16 protein-coding genes and 1 pseudogene are annotated in these 21116 nt (G+C 70.9%); 11 read left to right on the top strand and 6 right to left on the bottom strand.

Annotation, left to right across the window (positions count from 1 at the left end):
• Positions 1-334: 334 nt before the first annotated feature.
• The gene (locus tag QN245_RS14775) at positions 335-1435 is read left to right on the top strand and encodes a Glu/Leu/Phe/Val dehydrogenase (protein ID WP_167087452.1); all 1101 of its coding nucleotides are present in this window, start codon (positions 335-337) and stop codon (positions 1433-1435) included.
• Positions 1436-1554: 119 nt separating this feature from the next.
• Here the strand turns inward: QN245_RS14775 and QN245_RS14780 are convergent, their stop codons facing one another.
• Complete coding sequence (locus tag QN245_RS14780; protein ID WP_317843525.1) at positions 1555-4377, bottom strand: S8 family serine peptidase; 2823 nt, start codon at positions 4375-4377, stop codon at positions 1555-1557.
• Between the two features lie 201 nt (positions 4378-4578).
• On the opposite strand from QN245_RS14780, the gene QN245_RS14785 reads away from it, so the two are divergent.
• From QN245_RS14785 to QN245_RS14810, 6 genes are all read left to right on the top strand, one after another.
• Entirely contained in the window at positions 4579-5754 is a 1176-nt protein-coding gene (locus tag QN245_RS14785) for a thiolase family protein (RefSeq protein WP_317843526.1), read from the top strand.
• 122 nt (positions 5755-5876) lie between these two features.
• Positions 5877-6218 carry a hypothetical protein gene (locus QN245_RS14790; RefSeq protein ID WP_167087446.1) on the top strand — a complete coding sequence of 114 codons (342 nt, stop codon included), beginning with the start codon at positions 5877-5879 and terminating at the stop codon, positions 6216-6218.
• Positions 6219-6816: 598 nt separating this feature from the next.
• Positions 6817-7170, top strand: a complete 354-nt coding sequence (locus QN245_RS14795) for a hypothetical protein (RefSeq protein WP_317843527.1) — start codon at positions 6817-6819, stop codon at positions 7168-7170.
• 129 nt (positions 7171-7299) lie between these two features.
• Positions 7300-9009 (top strand): diguanylate cyclase, encoded by a 1710-nt coding sequence (locus tag QN245_RS14800; RefSeq protein ID WP_317843528.1) that lies wholly within the window; start codon positions 7300-7302, stop codon positions 9007-9009.
• Positions 9010-9114: 105 nt separating this feature from the next.
• Positions 9115-9660 (top strand): bactofilin family protein, encoded by a 546-nt coding sequence (locus tag QN245_RS14805; protein ID WP_152246412.1) that lies wholly within the window; start codon positions 9115-9117, stop codon positions 9658-9660.
• A complete protein-coding gene (locus QN245_RS14810) occupies positions 9657-10019 on the top strand; it encodes a hypothetical protein (RefSeq protein ID WP_317843529.1) in 363 nt (120 codons plus the stop codon). Before QN245_RS14805 ends, QN245_RS14810 begins: the two co-directional genes overlap by 4 nt.
• A 666-nt stretch (positions 10020-10685) precedes the next feature.
• On the opposite strand, the gene QN245_RS14815 is transcribed toward QN245_RS14810, so the two are convergent.
• Positions 10686-12341 carry an acyl-CoA dehydrogenase family protein gene (locus tag QN245_RS14815; RefSeq protein WP_425612961.1) on the bottom strand — a complete coding sequence of 552 codons (1656 nt, stop codon included), beginning with the start codon at positions 12339-12341 and terminating at the stop codon, positions 10686-10688.
• Positions 12342-12437: 96 nt separating this feature from the next.
• On the opposite strand from QN245_RS14815, the gene QN245_RS14820 reads away from it, so the two are divergent.
• Genes QN245_RS14820 through pdeM form a run of 4 tightly spaced genes read left to right on the top strand, consistent with a single transcriptional unit; the run spans position 12438 to position 18214 of the window.
• Positions 12438-13442 (top strand): ligase-associated DNA damage response exonuclease, encoded by a 1005-nt coding sequence (locus QN245_RS14820; protein ID WP_167087440.1) that lies wholly within the window; start codon positions 12438-12440, stop codon positions 13440-13442.
• Positions 13439-15031, top strand: coding sequence for an ATP-dependent DNA ligase (locus QN245_RS14825; protein ID WP_317843531.1), 1593 nt, complete (start codon positions 13439-13441; stop codon positions 15029-15031). Before QN245_RS14820 ends, QN245_RS14825 begins: the two co-directional genes overlap by 4 nt.
• Positions 15028-17574 carry a ligase-associated DNA damage response DEXH box helicase gene (locus tag QN245_RS14830; RefSeq protein ID WP_317843532.1) on the top strand — a complete coding sequence of 849 codons (2547 nt, stop codon included), beginning with the start codon at positions 15028-15030 and terminating at the stop codon, positions 17572-17574. Before QN245_RS14825 ends, QN245_RS14830 begins: the two co-directional genes overlap by 4 nt.
• On the top strand, positions 17564-18214 hold the full coding sequence (pdeM, locus tag QN245_RS14835) for a ligase-associated DNA damage response endonuclease PdeM (protein WP_317843533.1): 651 nt from the start codon (positions 17564-17566) through the stop codon (positions 18212-18214). Before QN245_RS14830 ends, pdeM begins: the two co-directional genes overlap by 11 nt.
• 337 nt (positions 18215-18551) lie before the next feature.
• On the opposite strand, the pseudogene QN245_RS14840 reads toward pdeM, so the two are convergent.
• The 4 genes and pseudogenes from QN245_RS14840 to QN245_RS14855 form a co-directional block, all read right to left on the bottom strand.
• Positions 18552-18665: pseudogene (locus QN245_RS14840) on the bottom strand (RNA polymerase factor sigma-54); the annotation flags it as partial.
• Positions 18666-18675: 10 nt separating this feature from the next.
• Positions 18676-19926: an FAD-dependent oxidoreductase gene (locus QN245_RS14845; protein WP_317843534.1), complete on the bottom strand. Its 1251-nt coding sequence runs from the start codon at positions 19924-19926 to the stop codon at positions 18676-18678.
• A gap of 95 nt (positions 19927-20021) precedes the next feature.
• Complete coding sequence (gene cspE, locus QN245_RS14850) at positions 20022-20228, bottom strand: transcription antiterminator/RNA stability regulator CspE (RefSeq protein ID WP_003488188.1); 207 nt, start codon at positions 20226-20228, stop codon at positions 20022-20024.
• A gap of 88 nt (positions 20229-20316) precedes the next feature.
• Positions 20317-21063 carry an S-methyl-5'-thioinosine phosphorylase gene (locus QN245_RS14855; protein WP_010342285.1) on the bottom strand — a complete coding sequence of 249 codons (747 nt, stop codon included), beginning with the start codon at positions 21061-21063 and terminating at the stop codon, positions 20317-20319.
• Between the last annotated feature and the right edge of the window lie 53 nt (positions 21064-21116).

Raw genomic sequence — 21116 nt, forward strand, 5'->3', positions numbered from 1 at the left:
ATTGTCGGCGGCCGCCACGGGACTGACCGCCGCCGCTCGCCCGCTCTTCCCCGTCCGCCGGGCACCGCCTCCACCGAGAGCCGCCCTGGTCCGCGATCTCAGCATCGGCCCGGGCAAACGGGCACGCTGCCGTCCCTTGCGTCGCACAGCACGGCGAGATGCCCGCACCGCGGGGCCATGGCGTCATCGCGCGGGCAGCCGGCAATTGCTTTAAAATGCCGGCATCGCGACGCTCAGGGCCTGTTCCGGAACCGTCGCGTTTTTGTTTTGCGCCACCCACCAGGCACGTTCCTGGACCATGGTGCCTGACACCTGCAACGCCAGCGGAGCCCCCATGCTTTTCGAAACGCTAGCCAACACCGGCCACGAACAGGTCGTCTTCTGCCACAACCGCGACGTGGGACTGCAGGCGATCATCGCCATCCACAACACCGTGCTCGGCCCGGCGCTAGGCGGCGTGCGCATGCGCCCCTACGCCAACACCGAGTCCGCCCTGCAGGACGCGCTGCGGCTCAGCCGCACCATGACCTACAAGAACGCGCTGGCCGGGCTCAACATCGGCGGCGGCAAGGCGGTGATCATCGGCGATCCGAAGAGCGACAAGTCCGAAGCGCTGTTCCGCGCCTTCGGCCGCTACGTCGATTCGCTGGGCGGCCGCTACATCACCGCCGAGGACGTCGGCACCGACGTCAACGACATGGAGCAGATCTACCTGGAAACCGAGTACGTCACCGGCGTGCACCAGGTGCACGGCGGCTCCGGCGACCCGGCCCCGTTCACCGCCTACGGCGCGCTGCAGGCGCTGATGGCCTCGCTGCAACGCAAGTTCGGCCACGAGGAGATCGGCAAGACCAGCATCGCCGTGCAGGGCCTGGGCCACATCGGCATGGAGCTGGTGAAGCTGCTCAAGGAACGCGGCGCCAAGCTGTACGTGACCGACCTGGACCCCGCGCTGGTCGCGCGCGCTGTGGCCGAATACGGCGCAGAATCGGTCGACCCGGACGACATCTACGACGTCGCCGCCGACGTGCTGGCGCCGTGCGCCATGGAGAGCGCGCTCGACGAGGCCAAGCTGCCGCGGCTCAAGGTCAAGATCGTCTGCGGCACCGCCAACAACCAGTTGGCCAATCCCGCCGTCGGCGAGGAATTGCACCGCCGCGGCATCCTCTACGCGCCCGACTACGCGGTCAACGCCGGCGGGGTGATGAACGTGTCGCTGGAGATCGACGGCTACAACCGCGAACGTGCGATGCGACTGATCCGCAGCATGTACCACAACCTCGGCAAGATCTTCGACCTGTCCGAGCGCGAGAACATTCCGCCGCAACAGGCCGCCGACCGCATCGCCGAGGCGCGCATGCAGGCGATCGGCAAGCTCAAGCTGCCGCTGGGCCGCACCGCACCGCGCTCGATGGGCCATCTGCGCGGCGAGTGACGCCGCGCGCCGCCTGCGCCGCAGGCGGAAGAGCTACAGATCGCAGGGCCGGGACGCCCCGGCCCTGCCTGACTGATCGACCCCGAGCCGGCGCAGGACGCGCCGGACGGATACGGGACTCAGAAGCCCAGGCGATAGTTCAGCGACACCGCGCGGTCGTCGCCGCGCGGCCCGAAGCGCTGGTCGTAGCCCAGGCCGAGCAGCGCGCCGTTCCAGCGCGTCTGCAGGCTGGCGCCGAACAGCCCGCCCGAGCGCGCCGGCTGCAGGTCCACCAGCGGCGCCCACGCGTTCACGCCGACGAAGCTGGCCTGCCGCTCCAAGCCCTGCGTGGCCAGCGTCTGCTGCCACTCGGCATAGCCCTGCAGCGACCAGCCGCGCCCGCCGAATCCGCCCCGCAGGCCGGCCAGCGCCTGGCTGCGCGAGGAACTGGCCGCGCCGGCCATCAGCCCGAAGCCATCGCCGCCCTGTTCGCGGAAGCCATCGCTGTCGATGCGGCTGTAGTCAGCGCCGGCATACGGGGTCAGCCACGCCGGGCCGCGCCCGAACCGATAGCCGACCTCGACGCTGGAGGACAGGAAGCGCCCGGCATAGCGGCTGGAGGCGTCGGCGACGGTGTCGCCAAGCAGCAGGCTGCGGTCGAGCTGGCGCTGATACTGGCCGCTGCCCAGTTGCGCCAGCGCGTAGGCATTGCCGGCCATCGCACCGAGATAGGCCTGGCCCTGCACCTGGCGGTTGCGGCTGCGGTCCAGGCTGCCGGCATCGCTGGCGCGGCTCTCGCCGAAAGCGACGCCGGCGACGAGGTGGTCGTTCAGGCGCAGGTCCTGGCCCATCAGCCAGCCATCGAGTTGGAACTCGCTGCCGGCGAAGCTGCCCTGCCCGGTCTCGCCCAGGCGCTGGCTCCAGGCGCCGACCGCGCGCGGTCGTTCGACCAACGTGTCGAAGCGGCTGGACAGCGCGCGCCGCTGCAGGTCCATGGTGTCGAAGGTCATCGCGGTGGCCGCGGCGTGCGCCTCGCCGGACAGGCTGCGCAGCGTCGCCGACGCCGCCGCCACGCTCGGCGACTGCTGCACTGCGCCGGCCGCCTTAAGCAGGGCGCCGTCGACCGTGGCCGGGTCGTGGCTCAGCTGCGTGTTGAGCTGCGCGAACGCCGCATCCACGCGCGTCGCCGACGCCAGAGTGGCCGCAGTGATGTTGCCGAAACTGGCCGCGGCGGCGGTGACGCTCAGCGACTGCACGGTGATCGAGGCGCTGGTGGCGTCGTAGGACAGGAACGAGGTCAGGAACACGTTCGACGGCGTGGTCACCGAGGCGAACGTGCCGGTGAGCCCGCCGTTGGCCTCCAGCACCCTGTACGCGGTGTTGTTGACCACGTAGTCGCGCTTGCCCAGCACGTACAGCGAACCGCCCTGCAGGACGGCGCTGCCGCCGACCGAGAGCTTGTCGCCGACCAGCAGGGCCAGCCGGCCGTTGCTGCTCTGCACGTAGTTGCCGCTCAGGCTCAGGGTGGCCGCGCCGACCTGGAAGGTGCCGGCATTGGCGACGCTGCCGCCGAGCGCGCCGGTGCCGACGAAGGTGGCGCCATTGCTGATCGCCACGTTCGAGCTGCCCAGGCTGGCCGCGCTGAGCGTGCCGCCCTGCACCTGGGTGTCGCCGCTGTAAGTATTCTGGGTGCCGCTCAGGGTCAGCGTGCCGCTGCCCTGCTTGATCAGGCCACCGCTGCCGGCGATGTCGTTGGCCCAGGTCGAACTGCCGGTGAACCCCACGGTCACGTCGCCCCAGTCGAAGCGGCCAGGTCCCTGCACCGCCTTGCCGACGTTGAGCAGGCCGTAGCCGAAGGTCGCGTCCACGCCCGGCGTGCCCAGGTCGGTGGCGGTGCCGAGCAGGGTCTGCCGGACCAGGTCGTTGGTGAAATACGGGAAGGCCTGCCAGACCAGCGCCGCCGCACCGGACACCAGCGGCGCCGCGAACGAGGTGCCGCTGCCGTAGTAGTAGTCGGGGTTGCTGGCGGAGGTGGCCTTGGGATCGACGAACACCTCGGTGCCGGGCGCGACCAGGCAGTAGCGCATCGCCGCGCCGCAGGCGTTGGAATACGAGGCCAGTTGCGTGCCGGTGCTCGAATCCGTCGCCGCCACCACCAGCCAGCCACGCTCCAGGTCCGCCGCCGGCAGGGTGCCGTTGGGGCCGGACTTGCTGGGCAGCGAAGCGATGTCCGAGGGCGTGGACTTGGATTCGTTGCCGGCGGCGAACACCACCAGGCCACCGTTGCCGATCACGAACGGGCGGTACTCGGCGGCGATGGCGTTGGTCGAGTTCAGGTCGGTCCAGTAGATGCCGCCCCAGGAGTTGTTCATCACCTTGACGCCGGCATTGATCAGGTCCTGGTGGACCTGGGTCAGGCCCAGCCCGCCACTGACCTGGTTGCCGCTGCCGCTGCCGTCGTCCTTGGGCGGGGTATCGGCAATGATGCGTGCGGACACGATCTGCGCGCCCGGCGCGATGCCGCCCGGCCACTGCCCGACCGACTTGCCCGCCGCCAGTTGCGCCACGGTGGTGCCGTGGCCGTCGACGTCGTCGACCTTGGTGTTGTTCTGGCTCGGATCGACGTAGATCAGGTTCGACACCACCCGCCCGGCCAGCGCCGGATGGTTGCGGTTGACGCCGGTGTCGACCACGCCGATGCGGTAGCCGCTGCCGTCGTAGCCGGCGCTGTGCGCGGCCAGCGTATTGGTCAGGGTCAGATGCGCGTCGAACGCCGGCTGCGGCGGCGGTGGCGAGGTCGGAGGCGGTGACGTCGGCGGCGGAGGGGGCGGCGGCGGCGGTGGGGGCGGAGGCGGCGAGGTCGGCGGCGGACTGCCATGGACCAGATTGCCGCCACCGCCACCGCCGCCACCGCACGAGGTCAGCGCAACCGCTACCGCGGCCGCCAGCAGCGACCGTGCCATCAATGCCCGCATGTTCTTCCCCTCTACCTTGATCTGCCGCACCGACCGGTGCCATTCCATTCATCGGCCGTCGGCGACGGCGATGACCCACGCCAATCTACACCGAAACAGCGTTCGCGAAACGGCCACCCCAGGCACCTGCGATTGGCAGAACCCGCGCCGCGGCCGATAATCGGAAAACCACTTTCGTAAGGGTTTGCCATGACCGAGATCGTCATCGCCGCGGCCAAGCGCACCGCCATCGGCGCGTTCCTGGGCCAGTTCAACGGCGTACCCACGCCGACGCTGGGCGCCGCGGCCATCCGCGCCGCGCTGGAGCAGTCCGGCATCCCCGCCGCGGATGTCTCCGAAGTCATCATGGGCTGCGTGCTGCCGGCCAATCTCGGCCAAGCTCCCGCCCGCCAGGCCGCGCGCGCGGCCGGCGTGCCCGACGGCACCGGCGCCACCACCATCAACAAGGTCTGCGGCTCGGGCATGAAGGCAGTGATGCTCGGCCACGACCTGATCAAGGCCGGGTCGGCCAGCATCGTCGTCGCCGGCGGTATGGAGTCGATGAGCAACGCGCCGCACATGCTGCCGAACTCGCGCACCGGCAACCGCTACGGCAACTTCCAGGCGGTCGACCACATGGCCTGGGACGGCCTGACCAATCCCGACGACGGCCAGGCGATGGGCGTGTTCGGCGAGGCCACCGCGGAGAAGTTCGGCTTCAGCCGCAAGGACCAGGACGCGTTCGCGATCGAATCGGTGAACCGCGCGCAGGCCGCGCAGCGCGATGGCGCCTTCGCTGCGGAAATCGTCCCCGTGACCGTCGCCACCCGCAAGGGCGAGGTGCAGGTCGACAGCGACGAGCAGCCGGGCAAGTCCGACGTGACCAAGATCCCGGCGCTGAAGCCGGCGTTCAAGAAGGACGGCACGGTCACCGCGGCCAGTTCCTCGAGCATCTCCGACGGCGCCGCCGCGCTGGTGCTGCTGGGTGCCGACGAGGCCGCGCGCCGCGGCGTCGCGCCGCTGGCGCGGATCGTCGGCCACGCGACCTTCTCGCAGGCGCCGGAATGGTTCACCACCGCACCGGTCGGCGCGATCCGCAAGCTGCTCGATCAGGTGGGCTGGAGCCTGGACCAGGTCGACCTGTTCGAGATCAACGAAGCCTTCGCCGTGGTGGCCATGGTGCCGATCAAGGAACTGGGCCTGGACCATGCCAAGATCAACGTCCAAGGCGGTGCCTGTGCGCTCGGCCATCCGATCGGCGCCTCCGGTGCGCGCCTGCTGGTGACATTGCTAAATGCGTTGCGCAGCCGTGGCGGCCGCCGCGGAATCGCGACCCTGTGCATCGGGGGTGGCGAAGCGACAGCGGTCGCCATCGAATTGATTTGACTGGAATTAACCCCTGAAACACAAAAATGAATGCGCGTGCGCTTGACAGCCGACTTTGGCTTGTCATCATGTTGAGGGCGCGCATTCGCGCGTTGCCTAACTAAACGACGAGGATAGACACAATGAGCATCAACAAGCTGCTGATCGCAATGGCCCTGGGCCTGGCCCTGGCCGCGTGCTCGAAGCAGGAGCAGGCCCAGGACGCCGCGCAGTCGGCTAACGAAGCCGCCACCGACGCCCAGGCTGCTGCCGACCAGTCGGCTGCCGCCGGCGCCCCGACCGCCGACGCCTCTCAGGCTGCTGCCGACACCGCCGCGACCGCCGCCAACACCGCTGCCGACGCTTCGGCCGCTGCCGCCGCTGCCCCGACCGATGCCGCTGCCGACAAGGCTGCCGACACCGCCAAGGCTGCGGAAGACACCGCCGACAAGGCCAAGGACGCTGCTCAGGAAGCCAAGAAGTAATCACTTCTTGCTTTTTGCAGTCCTGAAAGAGCCGCTGGTCCGCCAGCGGCTTTTTCTTTGCCTGGCGATTGGCGGGTGCGACGACGAATGGGTGCGATCGGCACCGCACCGCGCTGCTGCCTCCGGGCGATCGCAATAGCGGCGCTATCACGCCGCGACGCGCGCAGACGCCACAGCGCTGCGCGCCCGGTGTCGTTGCACACGCCCCCCGCGGCACATGCCGCGCACGCACCCACGCCAACGTGAGGTTGCCGCTCCGCCGCGATGCAGGCGCCCACGCACGCACTGCGCGACACGTGGCAAATCTCCCCGCAGGCTGGGGCATGGCGGGCCCGGCTCGCCGACACTGCTATCGGGAATCGCGTACCGCCTTCGCGCCGGCGCACCAAGTACCGCGAATCGGCCGATGAAGATTTCGACCGCTCTGTCCACCCGTGAACGCATGGCGCGCGCATGACAGGACGCGCTGGGCCCGTCCCACGCCACACGTCCCTCCCTGCGCCGCCATCCTGAACACTTGCCCGCGCGCCTTGACGCAGGCTGCATGCGCGCCCGCCTAGGCTGCGCCGCGTCACCCACCCGTGGACGGAGAAGCCGCATGAACAAGACCCCGATCGTGGCCCTGCTGGGCGCCCTCGCACTGGCCGGCTGCCAGGGTCCCGAATCGCAGCAGGCGCAACGCGACGCCAAGGTCGCGGCCGAGCAGACCGGCGAAGCCGCCAAGGAGGCCGCGGGCCAGGTCGCGCAGACCGGGCGCGAGGTCGCCGCCGACGCGCGCGACGCCGCGCACCGTGCCGCCAATTCCGAGGCCGTGCAGGACGCCTCGGCGGCGGCCAAGCAAATGGCGGCCGATGCCAGCGAAGCCACCGCGAATGCGGCGCAGAAGGTCGCCGACAAGGCCCGCGAGAACGCCAACGAAGACCCGCACAACGGCGACCGCGAGCGCCATTGAGTCACCTGCCGCTCCCGCACATGCGGGGGCGGCAGCCGCCGTGCAGCGCGTGCCGTGCGCTGTTACGTTCCGGCACGCTTTTTGTGACCCCGGTCCAAGGCTGTTGCGGCGTCACAGTAGAATTTTCCGATGCCGATCCTTCTTCGCGTGCGGGCCAGAACGCGCCTCGCCCTGCTCTTCTCCGCCGCGGTCTTTGTGCTGATCGGCTTTGGCGTGTTCTCCGGGGCGCAACGCGCGATTTCCGACGCCGCGCGCGTCGCCCACACCCACGAAGTGCTGCGCAACATCGACGAGGTGCAATCCACCTTGCTGATGACCGAATCGGCGGTGCGTGGCTACGAGTTGACCGGCAACCAGGCCTATCTCACCACCTATCACGACAGCGCCGAGCGGGTGCCGCGACATCTGGCGCAACTGCGCAAGCTGGTCGCCGACAACCCCGTGCAGATCGCCAACGTGCAGGTGCTGCAGCAACTGGTGAATACGCGCCTGACGCAGATGCAACGGATGCTCGTCGTGTACCAACGCGACGGCCTGGAAGCGCTGCAGCGGGCGATGGCGCCGGACGTCTACCAGAGTTCCACCGCGGTCCGCGACCAGGTGCAGCAGATGACCGACGCGGAACTGCAGTTGTTGCAGAGCCGCGATCGCTCCAGTCAGCGCAGCGCGGACATGCTGCTGGGCCTGGCGCTGGCCGGCATCCCGTTCGGCCTGGGCAGCGTCGGCGTGGTCTATGCGTTGCTGTTCCGCGAACTGCGCAACCGCGCCAACGCCGAGCAGGCCGCCTCGATCGCCAACGAGAAGATGGAAGCGGGCATCCGCGAACTGGAGCGCACCAGTGCCGACCTCAACGCGCTCAGCCGCTACACCGGCCTGCTGCAGAGCTGCGCGGAACCGGCCGAGGCGTTGACGGTGACCGCGCGCCTGCTCGCCGCGCTGATGCCCGACACCGGCGGCAGCGTCTACCTGCTGCGCGCCTCGCGCGACCGCGCCGAGCAGATCGTCAGCTGGGGCCAGCCGCCGGTCGGCAGCGAGCCGGCCGTGGCGCCGCAGGATTGCTGGGCCTTGCGCCGCGACAAGAGCCATTTCGTGCACGCACAGGGCCACGACTCGGCCTGTGCGCACCTGCGCGAGGATCCCTACGCCGCGGGCGCCAGCACCGCCTGCATTCCCCTTTCCGCGCAGGGCACGCAGCTGGGCTTCGTGTTCCTGGCCGGGCGCGGCGCTGGCCCGCTGCCGCGCGTCGCCATCGCCGAGGCCGCCGCCGAGCAGCTGTCGCTGGCGCTGAGCAACCTGCGCCTGCGCGAGTCGCTGCGCCTGCAGTCGATCCGCGACCCGCTCACCGGCCTGTTCAACCGGCGCTACCTGGAAGAATCGCTCAACCACGAACTGGCCCGCTGCGGGCGCCGGCAGATGCCGCTGTCGCTGCTGATGCTGGACGTGGACCACTTCAAGCAGTTCAACGACCTGCACGGCCATGGCGGCGGCGACAGCCTGCTGGCCGCGGTCGGGCAGATGCTGTCGACGCGGCTGCGCGGCGAAGACATCGCCTGCCGCTACGGCGGCGAAGAGTTCACGGTGATCCTGCCGGAGACCGACACGGAACAGGCGCAGGCCATCGCCGAACAGATCCGCAGCGCCGCCCAGCAACTGAGCGCCAGCGTGGACGGCAAGGCGCTGCCGGCGGTGACCATGTCGCTCGGCGTGGCCAGCTATCCGCGCGACGGCGTGGTCGCCACCACCCTGCTGCGCAAGGCCGACGCGGCGCTGTACCGGGCCAAGCGCTGCGGCCGCAACCAGGTGCAGGCCTACGACCCGTCGCTGGACGGCATGGGCTGAACCGGCGGCCGCGACACGCCCAGCCGCCGTTTTGAAGAAAGCGTCACAAAACCGACGCGATAGAGCGGCGATAGTCGCGCTTCCCCCGACTGGAGACGACAGCCCATGTCCATCTGGAAAGACCAGGGTCCCGCGCGCAAGGATGGCCTGCCGCCCGTTCCCGGCAACGGCGCATTGCCGCCGGAGCCGCGCCCGCCGGGCGACGCCGCCCCCGGCGAACCGCTCGCCGCGGTCGCCGCCGCCGCGCCTGCGGCCCGCGCACCCGCGCCCGCCCCGGCCGCGAAGGAATCGCTGATCGCCGCCGACATCAGCATCGAAGGCAAGATCGAGGGTACCGGCCACATCCGCATCGCCGGCAAGTTCAAGGGCGACGTCAACGTGCAGGGCGATCTCACCATCGAGACCGGCGCCAAGCTCAGTGGCGGCGTGCGCGCCGACAAGGTGGTCATCGCCGGCGAGCTGGAGGGCAACATCGAATCGGCCTCGCGGGTGGAGCTGCTCGCCTCCGGCGCACTGATCGGCGACGTCAAGGCCGGCTCGCTGACCGTGGCCGCCGGCTCGCGCATGCGCGGCCAGGCCGACTTCGGCTGGGACGACGACAAGCACGCCCGCAAGGGCGGCAAGCCCGCGGAGTCCGACGCCGGCGCATGAGCAGCCCGCGTCCCGGCAGTCCGGGGACGACCCGGACCTGCCCGCACTGCAAGGCCACCATCCTCGAAAGCGCCAGCGTCTGCCCGGCGTGCAAGCACCACCTGCGCTTCGATTCGGCGGTGCTGCAGCAGTCGGCGCCGTCGGCGTTGGTGCCGCTGCGGGTGGAGGGCAGCATCCGCCATCCGGACGACGGCAGCGCCTGGGAATACACCGTGCTGGTCAGCATCCGTAACGGCCGCGGCGAGGAGATCAAGCGCCAACTGGTCGGCGTCGGCGCCATGCTCGACGGCGAGGAGCGCAGCTTCACCCTGTCGGTCGAGGCGACGCCGGTGCGGGGTGGGAAGCGCGGGAGGCATTAGCGCCTTCGGCGCTGGGATTGGGGATTGGGGATTCGCGGGAGCCTAGCCCCTCTCCCACCGGGAGAGGGGTTGGGGTGAGGGTACGGCTGCGCGCCGCCTGTGGTGCTGCACTTGCTGTGCGGTTGCGCTGGCCGTCGTACCCTCATCCGCCCCTTCGGGGCACCTTCTCCCGAGGGGAGAAGGGAGCGCCAGCCAGTCGGTTCCGAGTTGGCGAGGGCGCGATGGGCGACATGCCGCACGCCCATGGCATTGCAGACGCCTAGCCCCTCTCCCGCCGGGAGAGGGGTTGGGGTGAGGGTACGGGCGCAGCCACGTACAGTCAGAACGACATGGCGCACGGTCGCACCCTCATCCGCCCCTTCGGGGCACCTTCTCCCGGAGGGAGAAGGAGTTGCCGGCCCGTTTCCTTCCAGCGCATGAGGGCGCCATGGGCTGCCATGCCGCGCATCTAAAGCACCGTAGAAGCCTAGCCCCTCTCCCGCCGGGAGAGGGGTTGGGGTGAGGGTACGTCCGCGCGATGCCGGTGATCGCTGCACTTGCTGTGCGGTTGCGCTGGCTGTCGTACCCTCATCCGCCCCTTCGGGGCACCTTCTCCCGAGGGGAGAAGGGAGCGCCAGCCAGTCGGTTCCGAGTTGGCGAGGGCGTGATGGGCGACATGCCGCACGCCTACGGCAAGGCGCGCGCCAGCAGTTCCTCGACCGGCACACCCGTCTCCAGCGTGCCGAAGGCCAGGCCGTGCGCGCCGGCCAGGCGGCTGCGTACGAAGCTCGCGGCTGCCGGGCTGGCGCTGCGCAGCAGCACCGCCGCCTGCAGGGCCAACGTCAGGCGTTCGGCCAACTGGCGCGCGGTGTACTCGTCGGTGGACGCGGCGCCACTCAACGGCGGGCGCAATGCGTTCACCGCTGCGTCGTAGGCCGGATCGGTGCCGGCCGCCGTCTCCAGCTCCGCCAGCACCGCAGCCGCGCTGGCGGGTTCGCGCGCCAGCGCGCGCAGCACGTCCAGGCACTGGATGTTGCCGCTGCCCTCCCAGATCGAATTCAGCGGTGCCTGCCGGTACAGCCGCGGCAGGATCGACTCCTCGACATAGCCGGCGCCGCCCAGGCATTCCTGCGCCTCGTTGACGAAGGCCGGCGCGCGCTTGCACAGCCAGTACTTGCCCAGCGCGGTGGCGATGCGCGCGAACGCCGCTTCCGACGCGTCGGTGTCGGCCGCGTCCACCGCGCGCGCCACGCGCAGCGCGAACGCGGTGGCGGCTTCGGATTCGAGCGCCAGATCGGCCAGCACGTTGCGCATCAGCGGCTGCTCGACCAGGCGCTTGCCGAACGCGATGCGATGCCGCGTGTGGTGCAGCGCCTGCGCGAGGGCCATGCGCATCTGCGCGGCGGCGGCGAGCATGCAGTCGAGCCGGGTCAGCATCACCATGCCGATGATCCGCGCCACCCCGCGTCCCTCCTCGCCGACGCGCTGCGCCCAGGCACCGGCGAATTCCACTTCGCTGGACGCGTTGGACCAGTCGCCCAGTTTGTCCTTCAGCCGCATCAGCTGCAGCGCGTTGAGGCTGCCGTCGGGCAGGCGCCGCGGCAGCAGGAAGCAGGTCAGGCCACCCGGCGCCTGCGCCAGCACCAGGAAGCCGTCGGACATCGGCGCGGAGAAGAACCACTTATGCCCGACCAGGCTGTACGCGCCGGCGTCGTCCAGCGGCGTGGCGATGGTGGCGTTGCTGCGCACGTCCGAGCCGCCCTGCTTCTCGGTCATGCCCATGCCCAGGGTGATGCCGGCCTTGTCGGCGATCGGCACATCGCGCGGGTCGTAGTGCGGCGCGGCGGCCTTGTCGGCCCATTCGCGCAAGCCCGGGTCCCGGCGCAGCACCGCGACCGCGGCGTGGGTCATGGTCAGCGGGCAACTGGTGCCGGCTTCGGCCTGGTGGTGCAGATAGCTCAGCGCCGCGCGCGCCACGTGCGCACCCGGCTGCGGGGCATGCCAGGACAGCCCCGCCACGCCATGGCGCTTGGCCGCGTCCAGCAACTGGTGATAGGCCGGATGGAACTCGACCGTGTCGATGCGGTGACCGTAGCGGTCGTGCGTGCGCAGCCGCGGACGGTCGCGATTGGCGTCGAAGCCGAGCCGGTACAGCGTGTCGCCGGCGAGCGCACCGTACTGCGCCAGCGCCGCGGCAAAGGCGTCGGCGCCTTCGCGTGCGCTGGCGGCGCGCAGCACCGCGTCGTCGGCCCACAGATCGCGCGGTTCGAACGGCGGCGGCTGGTTGTCGACCGTATGCGTGGCGAACGCCGGCAGGTCCGTGTGCATGCATCTCCCTCCCAGAAGCGCTTGGCGCATTGTGGCCGATCCGTCGCGCCGCCGCGAACGCGCATGGCGGATTCTCATCTCCTGCACACCGGCTTGGACACAGTGGCGGCCATGCCGAATGCCGCTTCCCAGGACCTGGTGGTGCTGCGCCCGGAAGGGCTGTACTGCCCCGCCGGCGACTTCCATATCGATCCCTGGCGGCCGGTGCCGCGTGCGGTCATCACCCACGGCCATGGCGACCATGCGCGCTCGGGCATGGGCGAGTACCACTGCGCCGCCGCCGGCCTGCCGATCCTGCGCTGGCGACTGGGCGAGCAGGCCTATCGCGCCTACGACTACGGCACCCGCTTCACGCTGGGCCGGGCGCAGGTCTCGCTGCATCCGGCCGGGCATGTGCTCGGCTCGGCGCAGGTGCGCATCGAGGTGGATGGCGAGGTCTGGGTGGCCTCGGGCGACTACAAGCGCCAGCCCGATCCGACCTGCGCACCGTTCGAGGTGGTGCGTTGCGATACCTTCATCACCGAGGCCACGTTCGCCCTGCCGGTGTACCGCTGGCCGGACACCAGCGATGTGGCGCGCGAGATCGTCGCCTGGCGCCGCGAGTGCGGCGCGCGCGGCGAGGCCGCCGTGCTGTTCTGCTACGCGCTGGGCAAGGCGCAGCGCGTGCTCGCCGAACTGCAGCCGTGGGACGACCAGCCGGCGCTGCTGCACGGCGCGGTGGCGGCCGGCGTGGCGGTGTACCGCGAGGCTGGCGTGGCGATGCTGGACACGCGCACGGTGTCCGAGCTGGACAAGCGCGCCGACTACGCCGGGCAGTTGGTGCTGGCGCCGCCGTCGGCCGCCGGCAGCCCGTGGCTGCGCCGTTTCCGCCACGCGCAACTCGGCTTCGCCTCGGGCTGGATGCGACTGCGCGGCAACCGCCGCCGCCGCAACTACGACCGCGGCTTCGTCGTGTCCGATCATGCCGACTGGCCCGATCTGCTGCGCACCATCGACGAAACCGGCGCACGTCGCGTGATCGCCACCCACGGCAACACCGACGCGATCATCCGCGCACTCAACGAACGCGGCGTCGCCGCCGAGGCGTTCCGCACCGACTACGGTGGCGAAGAATGAAACGCTTCGCCGCGCTGTATCGGCAACTGGACCAGAGCACCGCGACGCTGGACAAGCGCGCCGCGCTGGTCGCGTATTTCGAGCAGGCGCCGCCGGCCGATGCGGCTTGGGCGATCTGGCTGCTCAGCGGCGGCAAGCTGCGACGCATCGCCAACACCCGCGAACTGCGCGAGTGGATCGCGCAGGAAAGCGGCCTGCCCGGCTGGCTGGTGGACGACAGCTACGACCACGTCGGCGATCTCGCCGAGACCCTGACCCTGCTGCTCGACGATCCGGCGGAAACGCCGGACCCGGCGCCGCTGCGCGACTGGATCGAAGACCGCCTGATGCCGGTGGCCGCGCAGGACGACGCCGCGCGCCGCGCCGCGGTCGTGGCCGGCTGGCGCAGCCTGGCCTTCGACGAACGCCTACTGTTCAATAAGCTGCTGACCGGCGCGCTGCGCGTGGGCGTGTCGCAGCGGCTGGTGCAGCAGGCGCTGGCGGCGATGTCCGGGATCGACATCGCGCGCATCGCCCAGCGCATGCTCGGCGCGTGGTCGCCGACGCCGCAGGCGTTGGAACAGTTGCTGTCCGACGAGGTGCTGCCCAGCGACCGCCAGCAGCCCTACCCGTTCTTCCTCGCCTCGCCGCTGGAAGCCGAGGCCGCCACGCTCGGCGCGCTCGACGATTGGCTGCTGGAATGGAAGTGGGACGGCATCCGCCTGCAACTGATCCGCCGCGACGGCGAGGTGGCGCTGTGGTCGCGCGGCGAGGAACGCCTGGACGGGCGTTTCCCGGAGATCGAAGCGGCCGCGGCGACGCTGCCGCGCGATGCGGTGATCGACGGCGAACTGCTAGTCTGGCGCGACGGCGACACCGCGCCGCTGCCGTTCACCGCGCTGCAGACCCGCATCCAGCGTCGCAAGCCAGGTGCCAAGACCCTGGCCGACACGCCGGCACGCGTGCTCGCCTACGATTTATTGGAACTGGACGGCCAGGACCTGCGCGAGCAGCCGCTGCAGCAGCGCCGCGCGCAGCTGCAGGCATTGCTGGAGGCGCACGCCGATCCGCGCCTGACCTTGTCGCCGCAGGTGCAGGCCGCAACCTGGGAGCAGGCAGCAGCGCTACGCGAGGATTCCCGCGAGCGCGGCGTGGAAGGATTGATGCTCAAGCGCGCCACCTCGCCCTACCAGTCCGGTCGCCGCCGTGGCGACTGGTGGAAATGGAAGGTCGCGCCGCTGACCATAGACGCGGTGCTGCTGTACGCGCAGGCCGGCCACGGCCGGCGCAGCACGCTGTACACCGACTACACCTTCGGCCTGTGGGACGGCGAGCAACTGGTGCCGGTGGCCAAGGCGTACTCCGGGCTGGACGACAGCGAGATCCTGGCGCTGGACCGCTGGATCCGCGCGCACACCACCGAGCGCTTCGGCCCGGTGCGCGCGGTGACGCCGTATCAAGTGTTCGAGCTCGGCTTCGAGGCGGTGAATCGCAGCAGCCGGCACAAGTCCGGGATCGCCGTGCGCTTCCCGCGCATCCTGCGCTGGCGCCACGACAAGCCGTTCGCCGAGGCCGACCGCTTGACCACGCTGCAGGCGCTGGCGCGATGAGCGCAGCGGCGGCGCGCCGGCGCCCGGCCGATGCGCCGCTGTACGCCTGGTTCGCGCAGCAGGGCTGGCAACCGTTGCCGTTCCAGCGCGCGCTATGGCGGCATTACCTGGACGGCGGTTCCGGGCTGCTGCACACGCCCACCGGCAGCGGCAAGACCCTGGCCGCGTTCGGCGGCCCCTTGCTGGAGGGCCTGCGTGCGCAGGCCGCGGCAGCCACCAGGAAGCCCGCACGCGGCGGCAGTAACGCCAGCGCCGCGGCCAAGGCCGCCAAAACCGCCACGTCGCCGCGCGCGCGCCGGCAGGCGCAGCGCGATCTGAAAGTGCTATGGATCACCCCCTTGCGCGCGCTCGCCGCCGACACCGTGCGCGCGCTGCGCGAACCGGCGCAGGCGCTGGGCCTGGACTGGCAGATCGGCCTGCGCACCGGCGATGCCAGCGCGCGCGACAAGCGCCTGGCGCGCAGCGGCAAGCTCGACGTGCTGGTGACCACGCCCGAATCGCTGGCGCTGCTGCTGTCCTATCCCGACACCGCGCCGCAACTGGCGACGCTGCGCTGCGTGATCGTCGACGAGTGGCACGAGCTGCTCGGCAACAAGCGCGGCGTGCTGCTGCAGCTGTGTCTGGCGCGGCTGCGCGGCTGGGCACCGGCGCTGCGCACCTGGGGCCTGTCGGCCACGCTCGGCAACCTGGACGAGGCACGCGACGTGCTGCTGCCGCATCTGCCGCAGGCGCCGATCGTAGCCGGAGTCAAGCCGCGCACGCTGACCCTGGAAACGCTGGCGCCGGCGGTCGGCGAGCGCTTCCCCTGGGCCGGTCACCTGGGTCTGGCGCAGTTGCCGCGGGTACTGGAAAAACTCTTCGCGGTGCGCACCAGCCTGCTGTTCACCAACACCCGCGCGCAGGCCGAGCTGTGGCACCAGGCGCTGACCTCGGTGTGGCCGGAAGAGGCGCACACCCTGGCCCTGCACCACGGTTCGCTGGACCCGGCGCTGCGCAGCGCTGCGGAACAAGGCCTGCGCGATGGCAGCCTGCGCTGCGTGGTGGCGACCTCGAGCCTGGACCTGGGCGTGGACTTCCCGGCCGTCGATCAGGTGCTGCAAGTCGGCAGCCCCAAGGGCGTGGCGCGGCTGCTGCAGCGCGCCGGCCGTGCCAAGCACCGCCCCGGCGAGGCAGGACACGTGCTGTGCGTGCCCTCGCACGCGCTGGAACTGGTCGAGTACGCCGCCGCGCGCCGCGCCATCGCCCACGGCCGCATCGAATCGCGGCCCTCGCCGCGGCTGTCGCTGGACGTGCTGGCCCAGCACTGCATCACCTGTGCGCTGGGCGGCGGCTTCGAGGCCGACGCGCTGTACGCCGAAGTGCGCGGGACAGCCGCCTTCGCCGCGCTGGATGCGCCGACCTGGCAGGCGGTGCTGGAGTTCGTCGTGCAGGGCGGACGCGCACTGGCGCAGTACCCCGACTACCGCAAGGTGGTGCTGGACGCGGACGGCCTGTACCGCGTGCACGACCGCCGCATCGCCCTGCGCCACCGACTGTCGATCGGCACCATCACCAGCGACGGCAGCGTCGCGGTGCGCTTCCTGCGCGGCGGCCGCCTCGGCGCGGTGGAGGAGCAGTTCGTCGGCCGCCTGCGCCGCGGCGACCGCTTCCAGTTCGCCGGGCGCCTGCTGGAACTGGTGCGGCTGGAGGACATGACCGCCTACGTGCGCCTGGCCAAGGGCGGCGACGGCAGCGTGCCGAAATGGATGGGCGGGCGCATGCCGCTGTCCTCGGAACTGGGCCGCGAGGTGGAGGCGGTGTTCGCCGATCCGCGCGGCGAGGCCGAACTGCGTGCGCTTGCCCCGCTGCTCGGCCTGCAGCGCGCACTGTCGGACCTGCCGGCGCCGCAGCGGCTGCTGGCCGAGCGCGTGCGCGCCCGCGACGGCCAGCACCTGTTCGTGTACCCGTTCGCCGGACGCCAGGTGCACGAAGGCCTGGCCGCGCTGCTGGCGCTGCGCTGGGGCCGACGGCAGCGCAATACCTTCAGCTTCGCCGCCAACGACTATGGTTTCGTACTGTCGCCGGCGGAGGACGCGCCGATCGACGCGGCGCTATTGCGTGAGCTACTGAGTCCGGCGCAGTTGTTCGAGGATCTGCGCGAGAGCCTCAACCTGGGCGAACTGGCGCGACGCCAGTTCCGCGAAATCGCCCGCGTCGCCGGCTTGTTGCCGCCCAGCCTACCCGGCCGCCTGCCGCGCAGCCTGCGCCAGTTGCAAGCCTCCAGCGGCCTGCTGTACGACGTGCTGAGCCGCTTCGATCCCGAGCATCTGCTGCTCGCGCAGGCCGAGCGCGAGGTGCTGCAGGGCCAGATGGAACTGACCCGGCTGGCCGCCACCCTGGACGATTGCGCGGCGCGCGAGCTGGCGCTGCACAACCCACGCAGCCTCACTCCACTGGCGTTCCCGCTGTGGGCCGAGAGCATCCGCGGCCAGCTCAGCACCGAGGACTGGAAGGCGCGGGTGATGCGTGCGGCGGCGCAACTGGAGCAGCGCCATGCGCCCTGAACTGGACTGGCTGCTGGCCGGCGAACCGATGCGCCTGCTCGGCGACCGCGGCCTGTACTGGCCAGCAAGGCGGCGCCTGCTGATCGCCGATCTGCACCTGGGCAAGGCCGACGTCTTCCGCCGCGCCGGCATCGGCCTGCCCAGCGGCGGCACCGCGCTCGACCTGGCGCGGCTGTCGGCTTTGCTGCAGGCGCAGGACGCGGCCGAACTGTGGATCCTCGGCGACGTGCTGCACGGCGCCGCGCCCGATGCCGACTGGCAACGCCAGTGGCATGCGTGGCGCGCGCAGCATCCGCAGTTGCGGGTGGCGGCGATCGCCGGCAACCACGACAGCGCCCTGGCCGGCGCCGGGCTGGACATCGCCCTGCTCGGCACCGAGGTGGAGGACGGCCCGTTCGTGCTACGCCACGATCCGGCCACGGATACGCAGCGCCACGTGCTGTGCGGTCACCTGCATCCGCTGGTCAAGCTGCCCGGCCTGCGGCCGCGCTGGCCGGCGTTCTGGCTGCGCGACGGCATGACGGTGCTGCCGGCGTTCTCGCACTTCACTGCCGGTGTCGCCCCAGTGCTGGCGCCGGGCGAGCGCCTGGTCGCCTGCGTCGAAGGCGCGGCGTTGGCATTGCCGGTGGCGGTGGCGTAGCTCGGGCGCGGCGGTAGCTGGTGGATCGTCGACAGCCCATCGAGGAGCATGACCTTATCCAAGAGCATCACCTTGTGGGAGGGACTTCAGTCCCGACGCGCCCGCTGCCAAGGCGTCGGGGTTGAAGCCCCTCCCACAATGCAAGCGCAATGGATTGCCATCTGTCTGTCGTAGGAGCGGCTTCAGCCGCGACCGCGCTTTGCTGGTAAAACCCGGTCGCGGCCGAAGCCGCTCCTACGGCGGGGCCGTGTGGCGGTGCAACCGCGCGCGCCGGGTCGCGCTCTGTACGCCCGCAGCCGCCGCGGCGAATCGTGGAAGCTGGCTCGCAACCTCGCCCTGCGGCTATACCGGTCGGGTCGAAGCGATGGATCTGGTGCAGCGCGGTGAGGATCTCGTCCTCCTCGGCGGCGATGTCCGTCTCTGCGATCGCGGCCAGCGGCTCGCGCAGGTAACTTCGCCGCCTACGGCACCGACGCGCGCTGCGCCAACGCCTCCTGCAACGCTGCTAGAAACTCCGGCGCCAGCGGCAGCTTGCCGAACCAGCCGTGCTGGGTGCCGCTGAGCACGCGCAGCATGTGCCCGCGGCCGCCGGGCATGCGGCCAGCCGGACGCATGCCGACGTCGCGCAGCCGCGCCGCCAGGTCGCGCTCGGACTGGAACAGCGGGGTCAGCCAGCGGCTCCAGAACTGGTACACCGCCACGTGCGCCTGGCGCTGCGCCTGATAGCGTGCCAGCGCCGTGTCGATGTCCGCGGCGGTGCGCAGGCTCTCGCTCAGCGCCCAGGCATCCATCAGCGCCATGTTGACGCCCTGCCCCAACTGCGGGCTCATCGCGTGCGCGGCATCGCCGGCCAGGACCAGGCGACCGCGGTACCAGTGCCGCTGCACCGCGTCGCGGTAGCTGGCGCGGGCCAGCTGCGCGGGTGCGTCGATCTGCGCCAGGCGTTCGCGCGCCTGCGGCCACAGCTGCGCGATCTCCTCCAGCCACGGCTGCATGCCGCGCGCCTGCCAGGCATCGAACTCGGCGGTCGGCAGGCTCCAGAAGAAACTCACCCGCGGCTCGGCATCGCCGGGGCGGGTGCCCACCGGCAGCAGGCCGATCATCTTGCGCGCGGCCACGTAGCGCTGGCGCAGCTCGTCGGCGAAGGTCCAGTCGCCGCGCGGCAGCAGGCACCACAGTGCGCCCCACGGATACATCCGGTCCAGCCGCGTCGCCTGCACCTGCGCACGCAGCGCCGAGGCCGAGCCGTCGCAGGCGATCACCAGGTCGAACGGCCCGTGCCAGCGGCCGCGCTGGTCCTGCACCCGGCGCAGCGTGTCGTCGATGGCGACGATACGCGTATCGCGCTGCAGCGTGGCGTAGCCGTCCCAGGCCTGCGCCAGCAGGGCGAACAGGGCGCCGCGCTGCAGGCCCAGCCCGAACAGGCGCGCGTCCAGGTCGCGGTAGCGCATGTCCATCACCGCGCGTCCGCACGGGGTCTCGCCATAGAGGCGGTGCACCGGCGCACCATAGGCCAACGCCTGCTCCAGCAGGCCGATCCGCCACAGCACCTGCAGGCCGGTCGGCTGCAGCAGGAAGCCGGCACCGACCGGCCCGGGTTGCGTCGCGCGCTCGAACACCTGCACGCGGTGCCCGTCGCGCGCCAGCAGCAGCGCCAGCGTCTGGCCCGCCGTGCCGTAACCGACGATCCCGATCTGCAGTCCTTGCTTCATTGCGTCCACCGCCTGCCGACGCCGACACCACGGCGTCTCCCATAAAAAACCCCGCCGAAGCGGGGTTCAAGGCACAACCGAGTCAACGCGAGCGCTTACTCGACCGGCGTGATATTCGAGGCCTGCGCGCCCTTCGGACCCTGGGTCACGTCGTAGCTGACACGCTGTCCTTCCTGCAGGCTGCGGAAGCCCTTGGAGTTGATCGCGGAGAAGTGCGCGAACACATCGGCGCTACCGTCTTCCGGAGAAATAAAACCAAATCCCTTGGCGTCGTTGAACCACTTGACGGTACCGTTCGGCATGGTGATGCGAGACCTTTTGCAGTGAATGGGTGGTGGTTGTGCGGCAGCCGCACCGGCGGAGTATGCAAAGCTTGCGCAGCGAAGACAATCACCCGCGCGCCAGTTCCCCCACCAGCTCCGGCAGCCCGACCGAGGCCGCCTCGACATTGGCCAGCACCTCGGCCAGGGTGATCTCCTCGGCGTCGCCGCAGCCGGCCGCCCAGTTGGCCACGATCGCCAGGCAGGCGTAGTCCAGGCCCAGCTCGCGTGCCAGCCCGGCTTCGGGCATGCCGGTCATGCCGACCAGGTCGCAACCGTCGCGGCGCAGCCGCGCGATCTCGGCGATGGTTTCCAGGCGCGGCCCCTGCGTGGCGGCATAGCAGCCACCGTCGACCAGGGCGGTGCCGGTGACGCGCGCGGCGGCGAGGATCTTGCTGCGCAGCAGCGGCGAATACGGATGGCCGAAATCCACGTGCAGCACCTCGCTGCCCGGCTCTTCGCACAGGGTGGAGATGCGCCCCCAGGTGTAGTCGATGAGCTGGTCCGGACAGGCCAGCACGCGCGGGCCGAAGCGTTCGGTGATGCCGCCGACGGTGTTGAGCGCCAGCACCCGGGTGGCGCCGATCTGCTGCAACGCAGCAAGGTTGGCGCGGTAGTTGATCTTGTGCGGCGGCAGCGAATGGCCTTCGCCATGGCGGGCCAGGAAGGCGACGCGGTGGCCGAGCAGCGTGCCGACCCGCACCGGGCCGGAGGGCGCGCCGTAGCGCGTTTCGACCTCGTGGGTCTGCACGTCGTCGAGCTGCGCGAGCTTGTAGACGCCGGTGCCGCCGATGACGGCCAATGCGATGTTGTCCATGCGGATCCTCGAACGAAAGGGACGCGTGCGCCGGCGGTGTGCGCCGGCAATGG

Source organism: Xanthomonas rydalmerensis (assembly GCF_033170385.1).
Classification (GTDB): domain Bacteria; phylum Pseudomonadota; class Gammaproteobacteria; order Xanthomonadales; family Xanthomonadaceae; genus Xanthomonas_A; species Xanthomonas_A rydalmerensis.

Coding starts and splice junctions, on each gene's coding strand:
- QN245_RS14775 (WP_167087452.1), top strand. CDS start 335: ATGCTTTTCGAAACGCTAGCCAACACCGGCCACGAACAGGTCGTCTTC.
- QN245_RS14790 (WP_167087446.1), top strand. CDS start 5,877: ATGAGCATCAACAAGCTGCTGATCGCAATGGCCCTGGGCCTGGCCCTG.
- QN245_RS14825 (WP_317843531.1), top strand. CDS start 13,439: ATGAAACGCTTCGCCGCGCTGTATCGGCAACTGGACCAGAGCACCGCG.
- QN245_RS14855 (WP_010342285.1), bottom strand. CDS start 21,063: ATGGACAACATCGCATTGGCCGTCATCGGCGGCACCGGCGTCTACAAG.
- QN245_RS14780 (WP_317843525.1), bottom strand. CDS start 4,377: ATGGCACGGTCGCTGCTGGCGGCCGCGGTAGCGGTTGCGCTGACCTCG.
- cspE (WP_003488188.1), bottom strand. CDS start 20,228: ATGCCGAACGGTACCGTCAAGTGGTTCAACGACGCCAAGGGATTTGGT.
- pdeM (WP_317843533.1), top strand. CDS start 17,564: ATGCGCCCTGAACTGGACTGGCTGCTGGCCGGCGAACCGATGCGCCTG.
- QN245_RS14800 (WP_317843528.1), top strand. CDS start 7,300: ATGCCGATCCTTCTTCGCGTGCGGGCCAGAACGCGCCTCGCCCTGCTC.
- QN245_RS14830 (WP_317843532.1), top strand. CDS start 15,028: ATGAGCGCAGCGGCGGCGCGCCGGCGCCCGGCCGATGCGCCGCTGTAC.
- QN245_RS14845 (WP_317843534.1), bottom strand. CDS start 19,926: ATGAAGCAAGGACTGCAGATCGGGATCGTCGGTTACGGCACGGCGGGC.
- QN245_RS14805 (WP_152246412.1), top strand. CDS start 9,115: ATGTCCATCTGGAAAGACCAGGGTCCCGCGCGCAAGGATGGCCTGCCG.
- QN245_RS14810 (WP_317843529.1), top strand. CDS start 9,657: ATGAGCAGCCCGCGTCCCGGCAGTCCGGGGACGACCCGGACCTGCCCG.
- QN245_RS14785 (WP_317843526.1), top strand. CDS start 4,579: ATGACCGAGATCGTCATCGCCGCGGCCAAGCGCACCGCCATCGGCGCG.
- QN245_RS14795 (WP_317843527.1), top strand. CDS start 6,817: ATGAACAAGACCCCGATCGTGGCCCTGCTGGGCGCCCTCGCACTGGCC.
- QN245_RS14820 (WP_167087440.1), top strand. CDS start 12,438: ATGCCGAATGCCGCTTCCCAGGACCTGGTGGTGCTGCGCCCGGAAGGG.